The organism is Streptomyces sp. NBC_01264, assembly GCF_026340675.1.
Classification (GTDB): Bacteria; Actinomycetota; Actinomycetes; order Streptomycetales; family Streptomycetaceae; genus Streptomyces.
In genome coordinates, this window is sequence record NZ_JAPEOX010000001.1 from 3,607,800 (window position 1) to 3,625,893 (window position 18,094).

The following is an 18,094-nucleotide window of genomic DNA, read 5'->3' on the forward strand; positions in this document are numbered from 1 at the left end:
CGGAAGCCGGGCTCATGCGATCGCATGGGCCCGGCTTCCGGCGTTCCGGAGGTCCCGACAAGTGAGGTGACCCTTATGAGAATCATGGAATAGATACTGCTAGCGTGCAGTTGCGCATTGATTGCAATAAGCGGTTGGCACGCCGAGGGGACCGGATACACGCATGGCCATTTACACGCTTCCTGAGCTTCCTTACGACTACGCGGCTCTCGAGCCGGTGATCAACCCGCAGATCATCGAACTGCACCACGACAAGCACCACGCCGCCTACGTCACGGGCGCCAACAACACGCTGGAGCAGCTGGCGGAGGCGCGCGACAAGGAGAACTGGGGCGCGCTGAACGGCCTGGAGAAGAACCTCGCGTTCCACCTCTCCGGCCACATCCTGCACAGCATCTACTGGCACAACATGGCCAGCCCGAAGACCGGCGAGGGCGGCGGCGAGCCCACCGCGGCCGAGGGTCTGGGCGAGCTGGCCGACGCGATCACCGAGTCCTTCGGCTCCTTCGCGAAGTTCAAGAAGCAGCTGACCTTCGCGTCCTCCGCGACCCAGGGCTCCGGCTGGGGCGTGCTCGCGTACGAGCCCGTCAGCGGCCGCCTGATCGTCGAGCAGATCTACGACCACCAGGGCAACGTCGGCGTGGCCAGCACCCCGGTCCTCGTGTTCGACGCCTGGGAGCACGCCTTCTACCTTCAGTACAAGAACCAGAAGGTGGACTTCATCGAGGCGATGTGGAACGTCGTCAACTGGCAGGACGTGGCCAAGCGCTACGCCGACGCCAAGGCGAACACCCCGCTGCTGATCCCCGTCAAGGGCTGATCGGCGCCACCCAGCCCGTCCGCCTCGTGATCGTCTTCTCAACCTTCACTTGCGGGCGTGTCCACCAGAAGGCCCCCGTGAGGACGTGACTCGCGGGGGTCTTCTGCGTCCACCAGGCCGTCGACCTCGCCGACCACCGTGAACTCCCGCGCCAGCCCGGTCTCGTGGAGCCGGGCGAACGGGGTGAAGGGGACGCCGAACTCCGACTCCCCGCGGTCGAAGTTCCAGCTCTTGTGCACCTGGAAGCGGTAGTCGCTCACCACGGAGCCGTCCTCGTGGACCCGTACCGTGCCGCTGATCCGGTACTGGGCCCCGCGCAGGGCCAGCCACCAGTCCGCGCTGCCTCCCTCGCGGGCGCGCCGGGTGATCAGCACCCCGCGCCAGCCGCTGTCCGCCGCGTAGGCGCCGGGCTCGCCGAGCGCCCGCGCGGCCTCCCGCCACTCGGCCAGGCGCCGGTCCACGTCCTCCCGTACGGCGGGCACCGCGAGCAGCGCCCGCGCGTCGACCCGGTACGGGCGGCCCGTGCCCCGGAGGTAGTGGCGCAGGGTGCCGGCGGCATGGCGGACCCCGAGGGCCGTCCACAGCGGGGGCACCGCGACGCAAGCCGCCCGCAGCACCCGGTCTCGGGGGCGTGCGGGCAGGCTGGCGTGCGCGGCGTTGTCGTTCGGTATCGCCGGCTCCGCCCGGCCGCCGCTGCGGCCGAGTGGTTCCTCCCGTGTCGGAGCAGTCCCCATAGGGGGACGTTAAGGGAGGAACCGGACCCCTGCGAGTCGGGCTGCTCCGGCTGGTCGGGCTGGGCGGACCAGGTGGACTAGTCGAAGATCGGGCCCTGCGTGCGGGTGCGCTTGATCTCGTAGAAGCCCGGGGTGGAGGCGACGAGCAGGGTGCCGTCCCAGAGGCGGGCCGCGGCCTCGCCGCGCGGGGCGGGGGTGACGACCGGGCCGAAGAAGGCGACCTCTTCGCCGTCGGCGCCCGGCACGGAGATGACCGGGGTGCCGACCTCCTGGCCGACGCGGTTGATGCCGTCGTTGTGGGAGTCGCGCAGGACCTCGTCGTACTCGTCGGAGTCCGCGTAGTGGATCAGCTCGGCGGGCAGGCCGACCTCGTTCAGCGCCTCGGCGATCGCCTCGCGGGTCGGGCCCGTTCCCTCGTTGTGGAAGCGGGTGCCCAGCGCGGTGTAGAGCTTGCCGGTGACCTCGTCGCCGAACTTCTGCTGGGCGGCGACGACCACGCGCACGGGGGCCCAGCCCTTGGGGCCGAGCAGTTCGCGGTAGCGCTCGGGCAGTTCGTCGAGCTTGTTCTCGTTCAGGACCGCCAGGCTCATCACGTGCCAGCGGACTTCCACGTCACGGACCTTCTCGACCTCCAGCATCCAGCGGGACGTCATCCAGGCCCAGGGGCAGAGCGGGTCGAACCAGAAGTCGACTGCGGTCTTCTCGCGCACCTGGGTGTCAGCCATGTCTCTCCTCAGATCGGAACGTTCCTCCCTGCCCAACCGCTCCGGCCGTACACGCATTCCCCCGTGGGAGGATTCCGTCAGGTATCGCGATCACGCACGAAGGAGTGCACGTGCCCGGAGAGAATCTGTCCCGTGACGAGGCCCGTGAACGGGCCGAGCTGCTGTCCGTCGACGGGTACGAGGTGGTCCTCGACTTGAGGTCCGCGGTGGACGAGGCCGAACCGGCCGACGGGCCCAGGACCTTCCGCTCGGTGACCACCGTCCGGTTCCGTGCCGCCGCTCCGGGGGCTTCGAGCTTCGCGGACCTCGTCGCGCCCCGGGTGAACGGCGTGACCCTGAACGGGCGCGCGCTGGACCCGGCCGTCGTCTTCGACGGCGCGCGGATCGCCCTGGACGGGCTGGCCTCCGAGAACGTGCTCGTGGTCGACGCCGACTGCGCGTACAGCCGCACCGGCGAGGGCATGCACCGCTTCGTGGACCCGGAGGACGGCGAGGTCTACCTCTACACCCAGTACGAGCCGGCCGACGCGCGGCGGGTGTACGCGAACTTCGAGCAGCCCGACCTCAAGGCCCCGTACCGCTTCGAGGTGACCGCGCCCGAGGGCTGGCAGGTCTGGAGCAACGGGGTCGAGGAGTCCCGCGAGGGGCGGACCCGGCGGTTCGCCGAGACCGCGCCGATCTCCACGTACATCACGTGCGTGGTGGCGGGGCCGTACCACTACGTCACGGACTCCTACACCCACGGGGACCTGACGATCCCGCTGGGCGCGATCTGCCGCAAGGGACTGGCCAAGCACTTCGACGCGGACGACGTGTTCCGCGTCACGAAGCAGGGCTTCGACTTCTTCCACGAGATCTTCGACTACCCGTACCCCTTCGGGAAGTACGACCAGGCCTTCGTGCCGGAGTACAACCTGGGCGCCATGGAGAACCCGGGGATGGTGACCTTCAAGGAGGAGTACATCTTCCGCGGGAAGGTCACGCAGGCCTCGTACGAGCGGCGCGCGAACACGATCCTGCACGAGATGGCGCACATGTGGTTCGGCGACCTGGTCACCATGAAGTGGTGGGACGACCTGTGGCTGAAGGAGTCCTTCGCCGACTTCATGGGCTCCTTCGCGCTGGTCGAGGCCACCCGCTTCGACCAGGCGTGGGTCACCTTCGCCAACAGCCGCAAGGCGTGGGCCTACCGCGCCGACCAGCTGCCGTCCACGCATCCGGTCACGGCCGACATCCGTGACCTGGAGGACGCGAAGCTGAACTTCGACGGCATCACCTACGCCAAGGGCGCGGCGGTGCTCAAGCAGCTCGTGGCGTACGTGGGGCGGGACGCCTTCCTGGAGGGCGCGCGCCGCTACTTCAAGGCGAACGCCTACGGGAACACCACCCTGGGCGACCTGCTGTCGGTGCTCGCCGAGGTGTCCGGGCGGGACATGACGGAGTGGTCGCGGGCCTGGCTGCAGACGGCCGGCGTGAACGCGCTGACCCCGGTGGTGACCTGCGACGCGGGCGGCCGGGTGACCGAGCTGGCGGTGGTCCAGGACGGCGCCGAGCTGCGCCCGCACCGAATCGCGGTGGGCCTGTACCGGCTGGACCCGGACGGCGCGCTGGTGCGCTACGCGCGGGCCGAAGCGGACGTCGCGGGGGCCCGGACGGCCGTCGGCGAGCTGGCCGGGCAGGAGAAGCCCGCGCTGGTGCTCGTCAACGACGAGGACCTGACGTACTGCAAGATCCGCTTCGACGAGGCCTCGCTGGCCACGCTGCGCTCGCACCTGGGCTCGGTGACGGACCCGCTGAGCCGCGCGCTGTGCTGGTCGGCGCTGTGGAACCTGACGCGCGACGGGCTGATGCCGGCGCGGGACTTCGTCTCGCTCGTGGTGGCCCACGCGGGCCGGGAGACGGACGTCGGCGTCCTGCAGATGGTGCACGCGCAGGCACTGACCGCGGTCACCCACTACGCGGCGCCCGACTGGCGGGAGCAGGGCGGCAAGGTGCTGGCCGCTTGCGCCCTGCAGGAACTGCGGTTCGCGGAGCCGGGGTCGGAGCACCAGCTCACCTGGGCCCGCTTCTTCGCGGCGGGCGCGGCGACCGAGGGCGACTTCCAGCTGCTGCTGGGGCTGCTGGAGGGATCGGCGCGGATCGACGGGCTGGAGGTGGACCAGGAGCTGCGCTGGGACTTCCTGCTGCCGCTGGCCGCGCACGGGGCGATCGGCGAGGAGGTCCTCGCGGCCGAACTCGCCCGGGACGACACCGCGTCGGGCAAGCGGCACCAGGTCCGGTGCCTGGCGGCGCGGCCGTCGGCGGCGGTCAAGGACCAGGCGTGGGCCGCGGTGGTGGAGTCGGACGCGCTGTCGAACGCGCTGGCCGAGGCGACGATCGCGGGGATGCAGCGGTCTTCGCAGCGGGAGCTGTTGGCGCCGTACACCGGTCGCTATTTCGACGCCATCGAGCGGATCTGGGCCGAGCGGTCGATCCAGATCGGCATCCATGTGGTGCGGGGGCTGTACCCGTCGCTGCAGGACTCGCAGGAGACGGTGGACGCGACGGACGCGTGGCTCGACGCCCATGTGGATGCGGCGCCTGCGCTGCGACGCCTGGTGCTGGAGTCGCGTGACGACCTGGCGCGGGCGCTGCGGGCTCAGGCTTGCGACGTGGCGGCGGGCTGACCCTGCGGGGCCGTCCCCTACCCGCCCTTCCACCGTTCCCTGGGGCTCCGCCCCAGACCCCGCGCCTCAAACGCCCGGCGGGGCTGATTTTTCAGCCCCGCCCGCGTGCGTGCCCCCTGAAGCGGTGCTCGGCCTGGTCAGCGGGGGGTGCCATCGGCAGTCGAACGTCCGTACTTTAGCCCCGTCTTGTCCCGATTTGCCGACGGATGTGTAACAGGGGTTAGCGAGGCCATGGCCTGAGGGAACCTCAGCGTCATGAACCACAACGCACCCCTCCCCCTCGCCCACCTCACCGACAACCGCCCCCGCGTGCTGTCGCTGGCCCAGCTCCGCGAGCACGGGGTCTCCGCCTCCGACGCCGCCGAGCGGTCCTGGCAGCAGATCCTGCCGGGAGTGTTCCTGCTCCACTCCGGTACCGCGACGAGCGAGGAGCGGCTGCACGCGGCGCTCCTCTACGCGGGGCGCCGCGGGGACGAGGTCATGATCACGGGGCTGGCCGCCCTCGCCCTGTACCGGTTCTCCTCCGTCCCCGCGCTGCTCGGCCTCCCGCAGATCGACGTGCTCGTCCCGAACACCCGCCGGCTGCGCTCCGCCGGACAGGTCCGCATCGTCCGCGCGCACACCCCGCCCCGGCCGATGGAGGTCACCGGACTGCCCGTCGCCCCCGTGGCCCGCGCCGTCGCCGACGCCGTCGCCCACCTCTCCGACGCCGGTACGGTCCGCCGCCTGCTCAGCGAAGCCGTCCGCGGCGGGCACTGCGAACCGGCCGCCGTGGTGCGGGAGCTGACGGTGGCCCGGCTGCTGAACCGCCCGCACGTGGTGGACGCCGTCGAATCGCTGCTCGCCGAGGGGCGGGCCATCGCCGAGGACCGGCTGTACCAGCTCGTACGGGGCTTCGAGCTCCCCGAGCCCGTCTGGAACGTGGACCTGCGGCTGCCCGGCGGCCCGCACCTGGGCGGGGTCGACGCGTACTGGCCGGAGCAGGCGGTGGCCGTCGAGATCGACACCCGGGCCCCGCGCCAGGGCGAGGACGAGGCGTGGACGGAGTCCGTCCGCAAGCGGGAGACGCTGGAGCGGTGCGGAATCACCGTCCTGCACATCACCCCGCGCAAGCTCCGCGACTGGCCCGAGCAGCAGGCGGCGGTCGTACGGACCGCCCTGACGGCGTCCGCCGACCGCGAGCCCGCCGCCTACCTCGTCGTCCTGCCCAGGTGAGGGCCCTGCCCCCGAACCACCTACCGCGAAGGCCGCCAAGGCGGCGCGGGCAGCACCGGATTGGCCGGCGAGTACTCCGGGGCGCTCCACAGCAGCCGCCCCGGGTGCACGCTCTCCACCACCGACTCGATCCGGAAGCGGACCCGCCGCTCCCCGCCCGCCCCGAACTCGGGCTCCGCCCGCCCGCTGAGCTGGAGCAGCGCCCCGCTCTCCCAGTCGGGGAAGAGCAGCCCGGCCCGCGGGTCGGCCAGCAGGTTCCCCAGGGTCAGGAACATCGCGTTGCCCGCGTAGTCCGGCCAGGCCAGTTCCGTCGGGGACAGCACCTCGACGAACCCCGGCATCCCGCCCCGGTGGCTCGCGTCGGCCCCGTCCTCCCCCGCGGAGGTGGCGACGAAGAAGGTGTCGGCGGCGCGGACGGCCCGTTCCTGGTCGGGGGTGAGCGCGTCCCCGCGCCGCACGACACCGGCTCCTTCGGCGGCGAGCTGGACAGGCTGCCGCTTCTGGAGGTACTTGGGGCAGTTGGCGAAGACCCGTTCGGCCGCCAGCGCGAATCCGCCGGGGGTCACCTCCAGGGTTCCGCCCAGCCGCATCCGGCGCCGGGTGCGCGGGTCGAGGGAGATGGTCCCGACCCGGGTGCCGGCGGTGGCCAGCGCCTCGGCGAGCGGATCGCCCTCGGGGATCCCGCCCTTGACCGCGATCCGGTCCGGCCCGGTGGCCCGTACGAAGCCGGGGGCGCCAGTCAGCAGTGAGGCCCAGAACAGGCCTCCGGGATCGGCCGCGCCGACGACCAGGTGCGGCTGCAGCCCCAGGAAGGCCGCCGCCACGTCCTTGACGTGCGGGGTGACGGACCGGCCGACGTGCACGGCGTGCTCCCGGACACCGACCCGCTCCTGGATGGCCAGCGAGCCCCAGTGGTACCCGGACATTAGAAGAACCCGCAGGTCGGGGCCCCTGTGGTGGGAGCCTCGGCGCCTTCGGCGCCGCTCGGCACGGAGATCTCCAGACGGGTCCCGTCGGGGTCGTGGAAGAAGATCCCGCCGGAGGCCGCCCCTTCACCGTGGGCGACGACGCCTTCGTAGGCGAAGTCGACGCCCAGACCGCGCAGCCGCTCCTCGTACGCCCTGACCTCCTCGATCCCGTCGGCGGAGAGCGCCAGGTGGTGCAGTCCGGCCGCGGCGGGTGCGTAGGCCCCGTCGGCCTGCTGCCACAGGGTGAGGACGAGCTCGCCGTCCTGACCGAGGAAGGCGAAGCGCCGGTCCTCCTCCTTGCCCTCACCGAGCAGCTCGAAGCCGAGGCCGTCCCGGTAGAAGACGAGCGACCGGTCGAGATCCGTGACGTTCAGGCCCACGTGGCCGGTGCGCAGCTTGCTGATGACGGTCGTCACAACGGTTCCTTCCCCGGAACTACTCGATACCTAACCTTCTAAATCGAGATTAAAGGTTAGATGATCGAGAGTCAACCGCTCACGTACTCTTGAAGGGTTAGTGCCACGAGGAGGCGGACATGACGGCGGCGGACACGACGACGGACCCACGACCCCTGACCGGGGAACCGGTGGCCCTGGACCTGGTCAACACCCGGTGGGTCCAGGAGGGCGAGCCCGTCGACCTCTTCGCGGGGGCCTTCGGACTCACCCGCGTCGAAGGGCTCGCGCTCTGGCTGGAGAGCACCGGGCTGGCCGGCCGCTTCCGCGCCGACGCCTCGACCCTGGTCCACCTGCTCACCGCCCGCGAGGCACTGGCCCGCGCGGTCGCGGACCCGGCCGACGAGAGTGCCCGCACCCTGGTCGACGCCGTCCTGGAGCACGGCCGGATCCGGGCGACCCTGACCGCCGAAGGCCCCGGGGAGCGGACCGAGTTCGACGACCCGACCTGGGGCCCGGCCTGGACGGCCGCCCGCGACTACCTGGAGCTGCTCGGCTCGGACCCCGCCCGGATCCGCAAGTGCGCCTCCGAGACCTGCGTGCTGCGCTTCCACGACACCTCGCGCAACGGCACCCGGCGCTGGTGCTCGATGTCCGCCTGCGGAAACCGGGCGAAAGCATCCCGTCACTACGCGCGCACGCGCGAGCGCTGAACACCCGGAAGTTGTCACACCCGATCTGAGACCCGGGTCCGCCCGGCCCCTGACGCACGGTCGGGGAGTCTACAAATCCATGTTCCACCCCGAGGGTTCGCACCGGTTCGGTCCGGTACGGGCCCTCTGGCGTATGTCCCGAGCTGGCGGGAGTCCGCCATGGCAGGTATCGGTCCGTGACAACTCTCCCCAAAGAGCTGTCACTTACGCGAGGCTGACCGGTCATCCGGCACCGAAATCCGGACCGTACCTTTCACTTAGCCAGGGATGCTGATGACCCTCGACTCCCCCAGCGCCATACCCGCGACCCGGCGCGCCGCGCGCGTCGCGGCCGCGGCCGGCCTGGTGGCCGCCCTCGCGGCCACCGGTGCCATGCCCGTTTTCGCGGCGACCGGCTCGAATACCCCCGCGCCCAACCCCGCAGTGAAGTCTGCCGACCAGAAGCTCGGGTCGGCCGATGCCGAACTGCTTCAGGAAGCCAAGACCAAGGGCGAGAAGACCGTCACGGTCATGGTCGCGACGGCTCCCGGCCAGACCCAGCAGGTGGCCAAGCAGCTCGACGACGTCCAGGGCGCCTCGGTGGGCCAGACGTACGACAAGCTCGGCTACGTGCGGGCCACCCTGCCGACCGACAAGGCGGACGCCGCACTGAAGGCGGCCGCCAAGCTGTCCACCGTGCACGGCATCGACCTGCGGCACGAGATCCAGCTGCCGGACCCCCGTCCGGACGCGGACCGCGAGACGGGGACGGTGAAGCGGACCGCCGCCGAGACCTACCCCGGGCCGGACAAGAACACCCCGGCGAAGAACCCGTACAACCCGTCCTTCGAGACGGGTGCGCTGGACTTCCTCAAGAAGAACCCCAAGGCCGACGGCCGCGGCGTGACCATCGGTGTCCTGGACTCGGGTGTCGACCTCGGTCACCCCGCGCTCCAGAAGACCACCACCGGCGAGCGCAAGATCGTCGACTGGGTCACCGCGACCGACCCGCTCGCCGACGGCGACGCCACCTGGCGCGCGCAGATCACCCCGGTCGCCGGTGGCACCTTCACCGCGGGCGGCGGGACCTGGAAGGCCCCCGCGGGCTCGTTCCAGTGGAGCCGCTTCACCGAGTCGATCACCGCCACCGGTGACATGGCGGGCGACGTCAACCGCGACGGTGACACCACCGACCGGTTCGGCCTGCTCTACGACCCGGTCGCCGGGACCGTCCGCGTCGACACCGACCAGGACAACGACTTCACGAACAACGAGCCGATGAAGCCGTACAAGGACGGCTACCAGATCGGCTACTTCGGCACGGACAACCCGGCGACCGAGGTCGCCGAGCGCATCCCGTTCGTGATCGAGATCCGCAAGGACGTCCCCATGGACCCGCTGGGCGGTGACTGGGTCGGCAAGAAGGCCGACTTCGTCAACGTCGGCATCATCGAGTCCGAGCACGGCACGCACGTCGCGGGCATCACCGCCGCCAACGGCCTGTTCGGCGGCAAGATGAACGGCGAGGCGCCCGGCGCCAAGGTCGTCTCCTCGCGCGCCTGCTCCTGGTCCGGCGGCTGCACCAACATCGCGCTGACCGAGGGCATGATCGACCTCGTCGTCAACCGCGGCGTGGACATCGTCAACATGTCGATCGGCGGCCTGCCGGCCCTGAACGACGGCAACAACGCGCGCGCCGAGCTCTACAAGAACCTCATCGACACCTACGGTGTCCAGCTCGTCATCTCGGCGGGCAACGAGGGCCCCGGCATCAACACCATCGGCGACCCCGGTCTCGCGGACAAGGTCATCTCCGTGGGTGCGGCGGTCTCCAAGGAGACCTGGGCGGCCAACTACGGCTCCGGCGTGACCAAGAAGTACAACATGTTCCCCTTCTCCTCCCGCGGTCCGCGTGAGGACGGCGGCTTCACGCCGACGATCACCGCCCCGGGCGCGTCGATCAACACCATCCAGACCTGGCTGCCCGGCGCACCGGTGAAGGAGGCCGGCTACACCCTGCCGGCCGGTTACGGCATGCTCCAGGGCACCTCGATGTCCTCGCCGCAGGCGGCGGGCGCCAGCGCCCTGCTGATCTCGGCCGCCAAGCAGCAGAAGATCGCCCTCACGCCGGCGACCCTGCGCATCGCGCTCACCAGCAGCGCGAAGAAGATCGACGACGTTCCGGCGCACGCCCAGGGCGCGGGCCTGATCAACATCCCCGGCGCGTGGGAGTCCATCCAGCGCGGCGCGAAGGCCAACGAGTTCACCGTCAAGGCTCCGGTCGACACCGCGATCGACCAGTTCCTGAAGACCCCGGGCTTCGGCACCGGTGTCTACGACCGTGAGGGCGGCCTGAAGGTCGGCCAGAAGAAGGTCTACGACGTCGTCGTCACCCGCACCACGGGCGTCAAGTACGGCACCCCGCACCAGCTCAGCTGGCGCAACGACGACGGGACCTTCAAGGTCATCGGCGGCTACGACTACGTCACCCTGCCGCTGAACAAGCCCGTCACCATCAAGGTCGAGGCCAAGGCCAAGACGGCCGGCGTCCACAGCGGCATCCTGCAGCTCGACGACCCCTTCACCGAGGGCATCGACAAGCAGATCCTCTCCACGGTCGTCGTCTCGACCCCGCTGGCACAGCCCGCGTACAGCTACTCGGACACCTCCTCCGTGCAGCGCAACAGCCACAAGTCGTACTTCGTGACCGTCCCGGCGGGCGCGAAGACCCTTGAGGTCGCCCTCGGCGGTCTGAAGCAGGGCAGCCAGACGCGCTTCATCTCGATCCACCCGTACGGCGTGGGCGTCGAGGACAGCGCGACGACCCAGTGCTACCCGAACTACGACAACCCGGCCAACCAGTGCCGCCCCGACCTGCGTTCGTACCCGAACCCGCAGCCGGGCGTCTGGGAGATCGAGGTCGAGTCGCGTCGTACGTCGCCGCTGCTCGACAACCCGTTCAAGCTGGACGTCTCCGTGCTCGGCGCGGCCTTCGACCCCGCGGTCAAGGTCCTGCCCGAGGTCAAGCAGGGCACCCCGGCGCCGGTCCAGTGGACCGTGAAGAACGACGGGGCCGCCATCTCCGGCGGAAAGCTCCAGGGTGGGCCGCTCGGCTCCGCGAAGGTCGCCAAGCCGACCATCGCCGCCGGTGAGACCCACACCACCGAGGTCACGATCGGCGAGGGCGTCTCCCGCCTCGACATCGCGATCGGCAAGGTGTCCGACACCGCCGCCGACCTCGACCTGGACGTGTACAAGGACGGCGTCAAGGTCGGCACCTCCGCCGACGGCGACTCCGAGGAGGCCGTGAGCCTCGTCAACCCGGCCGCGGGCACCTACACCATCGAGGTGTTCGGCTACGCGATCCCGTCCGGCTCCACCACGTACGACTACCGCGACGTCTACTACTCGGCCGCCCTGGGCACCGTCCAGGTCGACGAGGCCGCCGCGGTCAACCTCGCCAACGGCGCCTCGGCGACCGTGTCCGCGAACGTGCTGGTCAACAGCGCCGCTCCGGAAGGCCGCCAGTTCTTCGGCGAGGTCAAGCTGCTCAACGCCCGCGGCACCGCCGCCGGCACCGGCAGCGTGCAGATCGAGAAGGTCCTGCCGTAACCCGGTAGGAGCCTGAAACAGCGGGGGCGGTGCTCGTCAGAGCACCGCCCCTCCTGTTTCCCCCTCTTCCCCCCTCGGGTGCGGGGCTACTTCCCCAGCGAGCTCAGGTCCTGCGCGTAGGTGCCGACCGCGTGGGCGATCACGTCCAGGTTCGTGTCGAAGGCCTTCAGGTCGATGTTCTTCAGGGTGTCCCCCGCCCCGTGGTAGTTCGGGTCGTACGGGGCCCCCGCCTGGCCGCCGTACCGCTTGGCCTGCTCCGGCGTCTTGATGCCCTCGGCCCCGGTGAAGGTGCCGCCGGCCGGGATGCCGTTCGCGATGAAGGGGCCGTAGTCGGAGCGGCCGTCGAAGTCACTGCCCTCGTGCGGCTTGCCCTTCTTGTCGAGGAAGCCGTTGATCAGCGCCTCGATCTGCGCCGAGCCGGCCGGGCCGGCGCCCTCGCCGGTCTTGTCCGAGTCGTCTCCGTCGTAGACGAACTGCGCCGGGTTCGGCGAGGCGATCATGTCGAAGTTCAGGTAGAGCGCGAGGTCCTTCTTCTGCTTCTCGGAGAGCTGCGCCACGTAGTGCTCGGAGCCCTGCAGGCCGAGCTCCTCCGCCGACCACCAGGCGAAGCGGACCTTGTTGGCGGTCTGCTTGCCCTTGCCCTTCTTGTTGGCCCCCTCGTCCGCGAGCTTGAGGGCCACCTCCAGCAGGCCGGCCGAGCCGGACCCGTTGTCGTTGATGCCCGGGCCCTCGGGGACCGAGTCCAGGTGGGAGCCGACGGTGACCACGCGGTCGGCCCGGCCGCCCCGGGTCTCGGCGATCACGTTGCGGGTGGTCTTCTTCACGTGCTCCTGGTCCAGGTCCAGGCGCAGCGTCACCTCGCCCTTCGCGGCGGCCGCGGTCAGCGCCTCCCCGTCGGCGAGGGTGATCCCGGCGCTCGGGATGATCCCCTCGGCGGGCGAGGAGAAGGTGCCGCGGACCGGGGTGGTCCCGCTGTGGTTGTAGACGATCACGCCGAGGGCGCCCGCCTCGGCGGCGGCCCGCTGCTTCTCCACGAAGGTGCAGGTGCCGCGCTTGACCAGGGCGATCTTCCCGGTGAAGGTGCCGGTCGCGTAGTCGTCGGCGGTGCAGCCGGGGCTCTCGTCGACCCGGGCGAGGGCCAGCGGCGCGGTGAGGCCGCCGGCCGGGGTGGACTTGGTGAAGGTGAAGGCGGCCGTGGCCAGCTCGCGGGGGTCCGCGCCGCTCAGGACCGTGGCCTTCTCCGTCTTCGTGTGCGCGTCGTAGATGTCGAAGTCCTGGTACGAGACCTCGTACCCGGCCTTCTTCAGCGTGTCGTGGACGTAGGCGGCGGAAGCGGCGTGGCCGAGGGTGCCCGCGGCGCGGTTGCCGCCGTTGGCGGCGGCGATCTGCTGGAACTTCACCAGGTGCTTGTAGGCACCGCGGGCGGTGACCTCCGACACCAGTTCCCTGGCCAGCCGGCCCTCGCGCGGGTGGGCGGCCGCCGGGGTGGCGGCGAGCAGGACGGGTGCCGCGACGGCGGCTGCCGCGAGGGCGGCGAGGGCCGGTATGGACCGGCGGCGGTGGCGGATGGCGCGCACGTGGTTCTCCCCGAGTTCGAAGTGCGGAACGCGCGTCCGGAGTACGGACACGACAGACCGGACGCTAACCGGCCGCCACCAGGCAAAAGGGGCAGTGGGCAGGGGTGAAACACGGCCGCCACGGAGTTGTCACCGGGGTTCACACGGAGAACACCGTCCGCTCCTCGGACAATGGATTGGACAAGGCTCGTGGGGTCGAACGCATGATGGCTTCACGCGCGCCCGCGTCGTACGTACCAAGAGGAGTCACCGTGAGGGTCGGAATCGTCGGAGCCACCGGACAGGTCGGCGGAGTCATGCGCGGCATCCTGGCCGAGCGCAAGTTCCCGGTGGACGAGCTGCGGCTGTTCGCCTCGGCCCGTTCGGCCGGCTCCACCCTCGAGTGGGAGGGCCGCGAGATCACCATCGAGGACGCCTCCACGGCCGACTACTCCGGCCTGGACATCGTGCTCTTCTCCGCGGGCGGCGCCACCTCCAAGGCCCTCGCCGAGAAGGTCGCCTCGCAGGGCGCCGTCGTGATCGACAACTCCTCCGCCTGGCGCCGCGACCCCGAGGTCCCCCTCGTCGTCTCCGAGGTCAACCCGCACGCGATTCGGAACCGCCCCAAGGGCATCATCGCGAACCCGAACTGCACCACGATGGCCGCGATGCCGGTGCTGCGCCCGCTGCACGACGAGGCCGGTCTGACCGCGCTGATCGCCACCACCTACCAGGCCGTGTCCGGCTCGGGCCTGGCGGGCGTCGCCGAGCTCAAGGGCCAGGCCTGCGCGGTGTCCGAGGCCGCCGACCAGCTGACCTTCGACGGCGACGCGGTGCAGTTCCCGGAGCCGGCCGTCTACAAGCGTCCGATCGCCTACAACGTGATCCCGCTCGCGGGCTCGATCGTCGACGACGGCTCCTTCGAGACCGACGAGGAGCAGAAGCTCCGCAACGAGTCCCGCAAGATCCTGGAGATCCCGGAGCTCAAGGTCTCGGGCACCTGCGTGCGCGTGCCGGTCTTCGCCGGCCACTCCCTCCAGGTCAACGTCCGCTTCGACCGTCCGCTGAGCGTCGAGCGCGCCTACGAGCTGCTGAAGGACGCCCCGGGCGTCGAGCTCTCGGAGATCCCGACCCCGCTGCAGGCCGCCGGCAAGGACGCCTCCTACGTGGGCCGCATCCGCGTCGACGAGACCACCGAGAACGGCCTCGCGCTGTTCCTCTCCAACGACAACCTCCGCAAGGGCGCCGCGCTGAACGCGGTCCAGATCGCGGAGCTGGTCGCGGAGGAGCTGCGCGGCTGATCCCGCTCGCACCGGCGAAGGGCGGCACCGTGACGGTGCCGCCCTTCGGCGTTCTTGCCTGCCCTTCGGCGTTTCCGCCCCTTCGGGGTTTGCGCCCCGCGGCGCCCCTAAGCCCGGCGGACCTCGAAGAGGTAGCAGCCGAACTCGGCCGCGCGGACGTGGACGAGCGCGGTCCGCGGGTCGGCGAAGGCCTCCGTCAGCGCCCGCCCGACCACCGCGTCCGGGTCCTCGGCGAGGTCGAGCACCCGTCCGCCGAGGATGTGGCCCTCGGCGTCGTAGCGGCGGGCCGTGCGCAGGGCGCCGGGGTGGCCGAAGGGGAGGCCGGTCAGCGGGGCCGGTCCGCCGCAGTCGGCGGCGTGGATGAACACCGGGCCCTGTTCGTCGTAGGCCCCGGGGTCGGCGCCCGTCTCGGCGGCCCAGCGGCGCAGCGGGGCGTACGCGACGAGGGCGATCCGTTCGCCGGGGACGCTGCGGCGCAGGCAGCAGCGCAGCGGAGCGCCGCCCTCCGGGTCCTCGTACGGGGTGCAGGGCCGCCCGGCGTCGTCGAGGGTGCGCAGGCGGGAGAGGGCGGCGGGGGCGATGGCGAGCACGGTGTGGGTGGTCACGTGGGTGGTCATGACGTCCAGGGTGCTCCGGCGGAACGGGCGGAGCTGGCAGAAATCAGACGTCGAGTTTTCGCCCGTGGATTACTCCGGCGCGATGGCCCGGCCCGCGTGGAAGGATGGGCGGGAATGTCACCATCGAAGGAGATGACCGCGTGCCAGGCACGAATCTGACCCGTGAAGAGGCTCAGCAGCGCGCGAAGCTGCTCAGTGTCGACTCGTACGAGATCGAGCTCGATCTCAGCGGAGCGCAGGAGGGCGGCACGTACCCCTCCGTGACCACCGTGCGCTTCCAGTCCGCCGAGGCCGGCGCCGAGACCTTCATCGACCTGGTCGCCCCGGCCGTGCACGAGGTCGTCCTCAACGGCAAGTCCCTCGACGTGGCCGCCGTCTTCCGGGATTCCCGGATCGCGCTCGCCCACCTCGCGGCCGGGGCCAACGAGCTCCGCGTCGTCGCCGACTGCGCCTACACCAACACCGGTGAGGGTCTGCACCGCTTCGTCGACCCGGTCGACGAGCAGGCCTACCTGTACACCCAGTTCGAGGTCCCGGACGCGCGCCGCGTGTTCGCGAGCTTCGAGCAGCCCGACCTGAAGGCGACGTTCCGGTTCACCGTGACGGCCCCCGCGGGCTGGACGGTCATCTCGAACTCCCCGACGCCCGAGGTGCCCGCCGACAACGTCTGGCGCTTCGAGCCCACCCCGCGCATCTCCACGTACATCACGGCCCTGATCGTCGGCCCCTACCACGCGGTGCACAGCTCCTACGAGGGTGCGGACGGGCAGTCCGTCCCGCTCGGCATCTACTGCCGGCCCTCGCTCGCCGAGTTCCTCGACGCCGACGAGATCTTCGACGTGACCCGGCAGGGCTTCACCTGGTTCCAGGAGAAGTTCGCGTACGACTACCCCTTCGCGAAGTACGACCAGCTCTTCGTGCCGGAGTTCAACGCGGGCGCGATGGAGAACGCGGGCGCGGTCACCATCCGCGACCAGTACGTCTTCCGCTCGAAGGTGACGGACGCGGCGTGCGAGACGCGCGCCGAGACCATCCTGCACGAGCTCGCGCACATGTGGTTCGGCGACCTCGTCACCATGGAGTGGTGGAACGACCTGTGGCTGAACGAGTCGTTCGCCACCTACACCTCCATCGCCTGCCAGGCGTACGCGGAGGGCTCGAAGTGGCCGCACGCCTGGACCTCCTTCGCCAACTCCATGAAGACCTGGGCGTACCGGCAGGACCAGCTGCCCTCCACGCACCCGATCATGGCCGACATCCGTGACCTGGACGACGTCCTGGTCAACTTCGACGGCATCACGTACGCCAAGGGCGCCTCCGTCCTCAAGCAGCTCGTGGCCTACGTCGGCCAGGACGCCTTCTTCAAGGGCGTGCAGGCCTATTTCAAGGCGCACGCCTTCGGGAACACGCGCCTGTCGGACCTGCTGGGCGCGCTGGAGGAGACCTCCGGCCGCGATCTGACCGCCTGGTCGAAGGCGTGGCTGGAGACGGCCGGCATCAACATCCTGCGCCCGGAGATCGAGACGGACGAGAACGGCGCCATCACCGCCTTCGCCGTCCGCCAGGAGGCCCCGGCGCTGCCCGCCGGCGCCAAGGGCGAGCCCGTTCTGCGCCCGCACCGCATCGCGGTCGGCCTGTACGAGCTGACCGACGGCAAGCTGGTGCGCGGCGAGCGGATCGAGCTGGACATCGACGGCGACCTGACGGCCGTGCCGGAGCTGATCGGCCGGACCCGTCCGGCCGTGGTCCTGCTGAACGACGACGACCTGTCGTACGCCAAGGTCCGCCTCGACGAGGTGTCCCTGGCCAACGTCACCGCGCACCTGGGTGACTTCACCGAGTCGCTGCCGCGCGCGCTGTGCTGGGCCTCGGCCTGGGACATGACCCGCGACGGAGAACTGGCCACCCGCGACTACCTCGCCCTCGTCCTGTCGGGCATCGGCAAGGAGTCGGACATCGGCGTCGTCCAGTCGCTGCACCGCCAGGTCAAGCTGGCCGTGGAGCTGTACGCCGACCCGGCCTGGCGCGACCAGGGCCTGGCCGTCTGGACGGAGGCCACGCTGGAGCACCTGCGCGCGGCCGAGCCGGGCAGCGACCACCAGCTGGCGTGGGCCCGCGCCTTCGCGGCGACGGCCCGCACCGAGGAGCAGCTGGCCTACCTGTCGGCGCTGCTGGACGGGTCGGCCGAGCTCAAGGGCCTGGCGGTGGACACCGAGCTGCGCTGGGCGTTCCTGGAGCGCTTGGTCGCCACGGGCGTCGCCGACGAGCCGGCCATCGCGGCCGAGCTGGAGCGGGACAAGACGGCGGCGGGCGAGCGGCACGCGGCGACGGCCCGTGCGGCGCGTCCCACGGCGGAGGCCAAGGCGGAGGCGTGGGCCTCGGTCGTGGAGAGCGACTCGCTCCCGAACGCGGTGCAGGACGCGGTGATCGGGGGCTTCGTCCAGACCGACCAGCGCGAGCTCCTGGCCCCGTACACGGAGAAGTACTTCGCGGCGGTCAAGGAGGTCTGGGAGACCCGTAGCCACGAGATCGCCCAGCAGATCGCGGTGGGGCTCTACCCGTCCCTCCAGGTCTCCGCGGAGACCCTCGCGGTGACGGACGCCTGGCTGGCCTCGGCCGAGCCGAACGCGGCGCTGCGGCGGCTCGTCTCCGAGTCCCGCGCGGGCGTGGAGCGCGCGCTGCGCGCCCAGGCGTCCGACGCGGCTGCCGCAGCCCAGGGCTGACCAGAGCCCGGACGCCGGGCGGTGCCGGACCCTCCGGCCCCGCCCGGCCCCGTGCCCTGCGGGCCGCCCA

13 protein-coding genes are annotated in these 18,094 nt (G+C 71.0%); 7 read left to right on the forward strand and 6 right to left on the reverse strand.

Features of this window, described 5'->3' with window-relative positions; translation table 11 throughout:
* The first annotated feature begins 163 nt into the window (after window positions 1-163).
* On the forward strand, window positions 164-820 hold the full coding sequence (locus tag OG435_RS16705; protein ID WP_266877634.1) for a superoxide dismutase: 657 nt from the start codon (window positions 164-166) through the stop codon (window positions 818-820).
* 38 nt (window positions 821-858) lie between these two features.
* Here OG435_RS16705 and OG435_RS16710 read toward each other — a convergent pair whose 3' ends face one another.
* Both OG435_RS16710 and OG435_RS16715 read right to left on the reverse strand, forming a co-directional pair.
* Window positions 859-1,554, reverse strand: coding sequence for a hypothetical protein (locus OG435_RS16710; protein ID WP_266877635.1), 696 nt, complete (start codon window positions 1,552-1,554; stop codon window positions 859-861).
* 77 nt (window positions 1,555-1,631) lie between these two features.
* A complete protein-coding gene (locus tag OG435_RS16715) occupies window positions 1,632-2,279 on the reverse strand; it encodes a DsbA family protein (protein WP_266877636.1) in 648 nt (215 codons plus the stop codon).
* Window positions 2,280-2,389: 110 nt separating this feature from the next.
* Between OG435_RS16715 and pepN (OG435_RS16720) the strand changes: the two genes are divergently transcribed.
* The gene (pepN, locus tag OG435_RS16720) at window positions 2,390-4,945 is read left to right on the forward strand and encodes an aminopeptidase N (RefSeq protein ID WP_266877637.1); all 2,556 of its coding nucleotides are present in this window, start codon (window positions 2,390-2,392) and stop codon (window positions 4,943-4,945) included.
* A gap of 255 nt (window positions 4,946-5,200) precedes the next feature.
* A complete protein-coding gene (locus OG435_RS16725; RefSeq protein WP_266877638.1) occupies window positions 5,201-6,160 on the forward strand; it encodes a hypothetical protein in 960 nt (319 codons plus the stop codon).
* A 20-nt stretch (window positions 6,161-6,180) separates the two neighbouring features.
* Here OG435_RS16725 and OG435_RS16730 read toward each other — a convergent pair whose 3' ends face one another.
* The gene (locus tag OG435_RS16730) at window positions 6,181-7,086 is read right to left on the reverse strand and encodes a pyridoxamine 5'-phosphate oxidase family protein (RefSeq protein WP_266877639.1); all 906 of its coding nucleotides are present in this window, start codon (window positions 7,084-7,086) and stop codon (window positions 6,181-6,183) included.
* Window positions 7,086-7,544 carry a VOC family protein gene (locus OG435_RS16735; RefSeq protein WP_266877640.1) on the reverse strand — a complete coding sequence of 153 codons (459 nt, stop codon included), beginning with the start codon at window positions 7,542-7,544 and terminating at the stop codon, window positions 7,086-7,088. Before OG435_RS16735 ends, OG435_RS16730 begins: the two co-directional genes overlap by 1 nt.
* A gap of 119 nt (window positions 7,545-7,663) precedes the next feature.
* Here OG435_RS16735 and OG435_RS16740 point away from each other — a divergent pair, with 119 nt between their 5' ends.
* Window positions 7,664-8,236, forward strand: a complete 573-nt coding sequence (locus tag OG435_RS16740) for a CGNR zinc finger domain-containing protein (protein ID WP_266877641.1) — start codon at window positions 7,664-7,666, stop codon at window positions 8,234-8,236.
* A gap of 273 nt (window positions 8,237-8,509) precedes the next feature.
* Window positions 8,510-11,827: a S8 family serine peptidase gene (locus tag OG435_RS16745; protein ID WP_266877642.1), complete on the forward strand. Its 3,318-nt coding sequence runs from the start codon at window positions 8,510-8,512 to the stop codon at window positions 11,825-11,827.
* An 86-nt stretch (window positions 11,828-11,913) separates the two neighbouring features.
* Here the strand turns inward: OG435_RS16745 and OG435_RS16750 are convergent, their stop codons facing one another.
* Window positions 11,914-13,404, reverse strand: coding sequence for a M28 family peptidase (locus OG435_RS16750; RefSeq protein ID WP_266881795.1), 1,491 nt, complete (start codon window positions 13,402-13,404; stop codon window positions 11,914-11,916).
* 251 nt (window positions 13,405-13,655) lie between these two features.
* On the opposite strand from OG435_RS16750, the gene OG435_RS16755 reads away from it, so the two are divergent.
* On the forward strand, window positions 13,656-14,684 hold the full coding sequence (locus OG435_RS16755; protein ID WP_266877643.1) for an aspartate-semialdehyde dehydrogenase: 1,029 nt from the start codon (window positions 13,656-13,658) through the stop codon (window positions 14,682-14,684).
* A gap of 107 nt (window positions 14,685-14,791) precedes the next feature.
* Here OG435_RS16755 and OG435_RS16760 read toward each other — a convergent pair whose 3' ends face one another.
* Window positions 14,792-15,301 (reverse strand): DUF1203 domain-containing protein, encoded by a 510-nt coding sequence (locus tag OG435_RS16760; RefSeq protein ID WP_266877644.1) that lies wholly within the window; start codon window positions 15,299-15,301, stop codon window positions 14,792-14,794.
* Between the two features lie 140 nt (window positions 15,302-15,441).
* Between OG435_RS16760 and pepN (OG435_RS16765) the strand changes: the two genes are divergently transcribed.
* Window positions 15,442-18,024, forward strand: a complete 2,583-nt coding sequence (gene pepN / locus OG435_RS16765; RefSeq protein ID WP_266877645.1) for an aminopeptidase N — start codon at window positions 15,442-15,444, stop codon at window positions 18,022-18,024.
* Window positions 18,025-18,094 lie beyond the last annotated feature (70 nt).

What these genes read in the sequence shown, in the direction of transcription:
- OG435_RS16705 (WP_266877634.1), top strand. Translation starts at nt 164, where the DNA reads ATGGCCATTTACACGCTTCCTGAGCTTCCTTACGACTACGCGGCTCTC.
- OG435_RS16710 (WP_266877635.1), bottom strand. Translation starts at nt 1,554, where the DNA reads ATGGGGACTGCTCCGACACGGGAGGAACCACTCGGCCGCAGCGGCGGC.
- OG435_RS16715 (WP_266877636.1), bottom strand. Translation starts at nt 2,279, where the DNA reads ATGGCTGACACCCAGGTGCGCGAGAAGACCGCAGTCGACTTCTGGTTC.
- OG435_RS16725 (WP_266877638.1), top strand. Translation starts at nt 5,201, where the DNA reads ATGAACCACAACGCACCCCTCCCCCTCGCCCACCTCACCGACAACCGC.
- OG435_RS16730 (WP_266877639.1), bottom strand. Translation starts at nt 7,086, where the DNA reads ATGTCCGGGTACCACTGGGGCTCGCTGGCCATCCAGGAGCGGGTCGGT.
- OG435_RS16740 (WP_266877641.1), top strand. Translation starts at nt 7,664, where the DNA reads ATGACGGCGGCGGACACGACGACGGACCCACGACCCCTGACCGGGGAA.
- OG435_RS16745 (WP_266877642.1), top strand. Translation starts at nt 8,510, where the DNA reads ATGACCCTCGACTCCCCCAGCGCCATACCCGCGACCCGGCGCGCCGCG.
- OG435_RS16760 (WP_266877644.1), bottom strand. Translation starts at nt 15,301, where the DNA reads ATGACCACCCACGTGACCACCCACACCGTGCTCGCCATCGCCCCCGCC.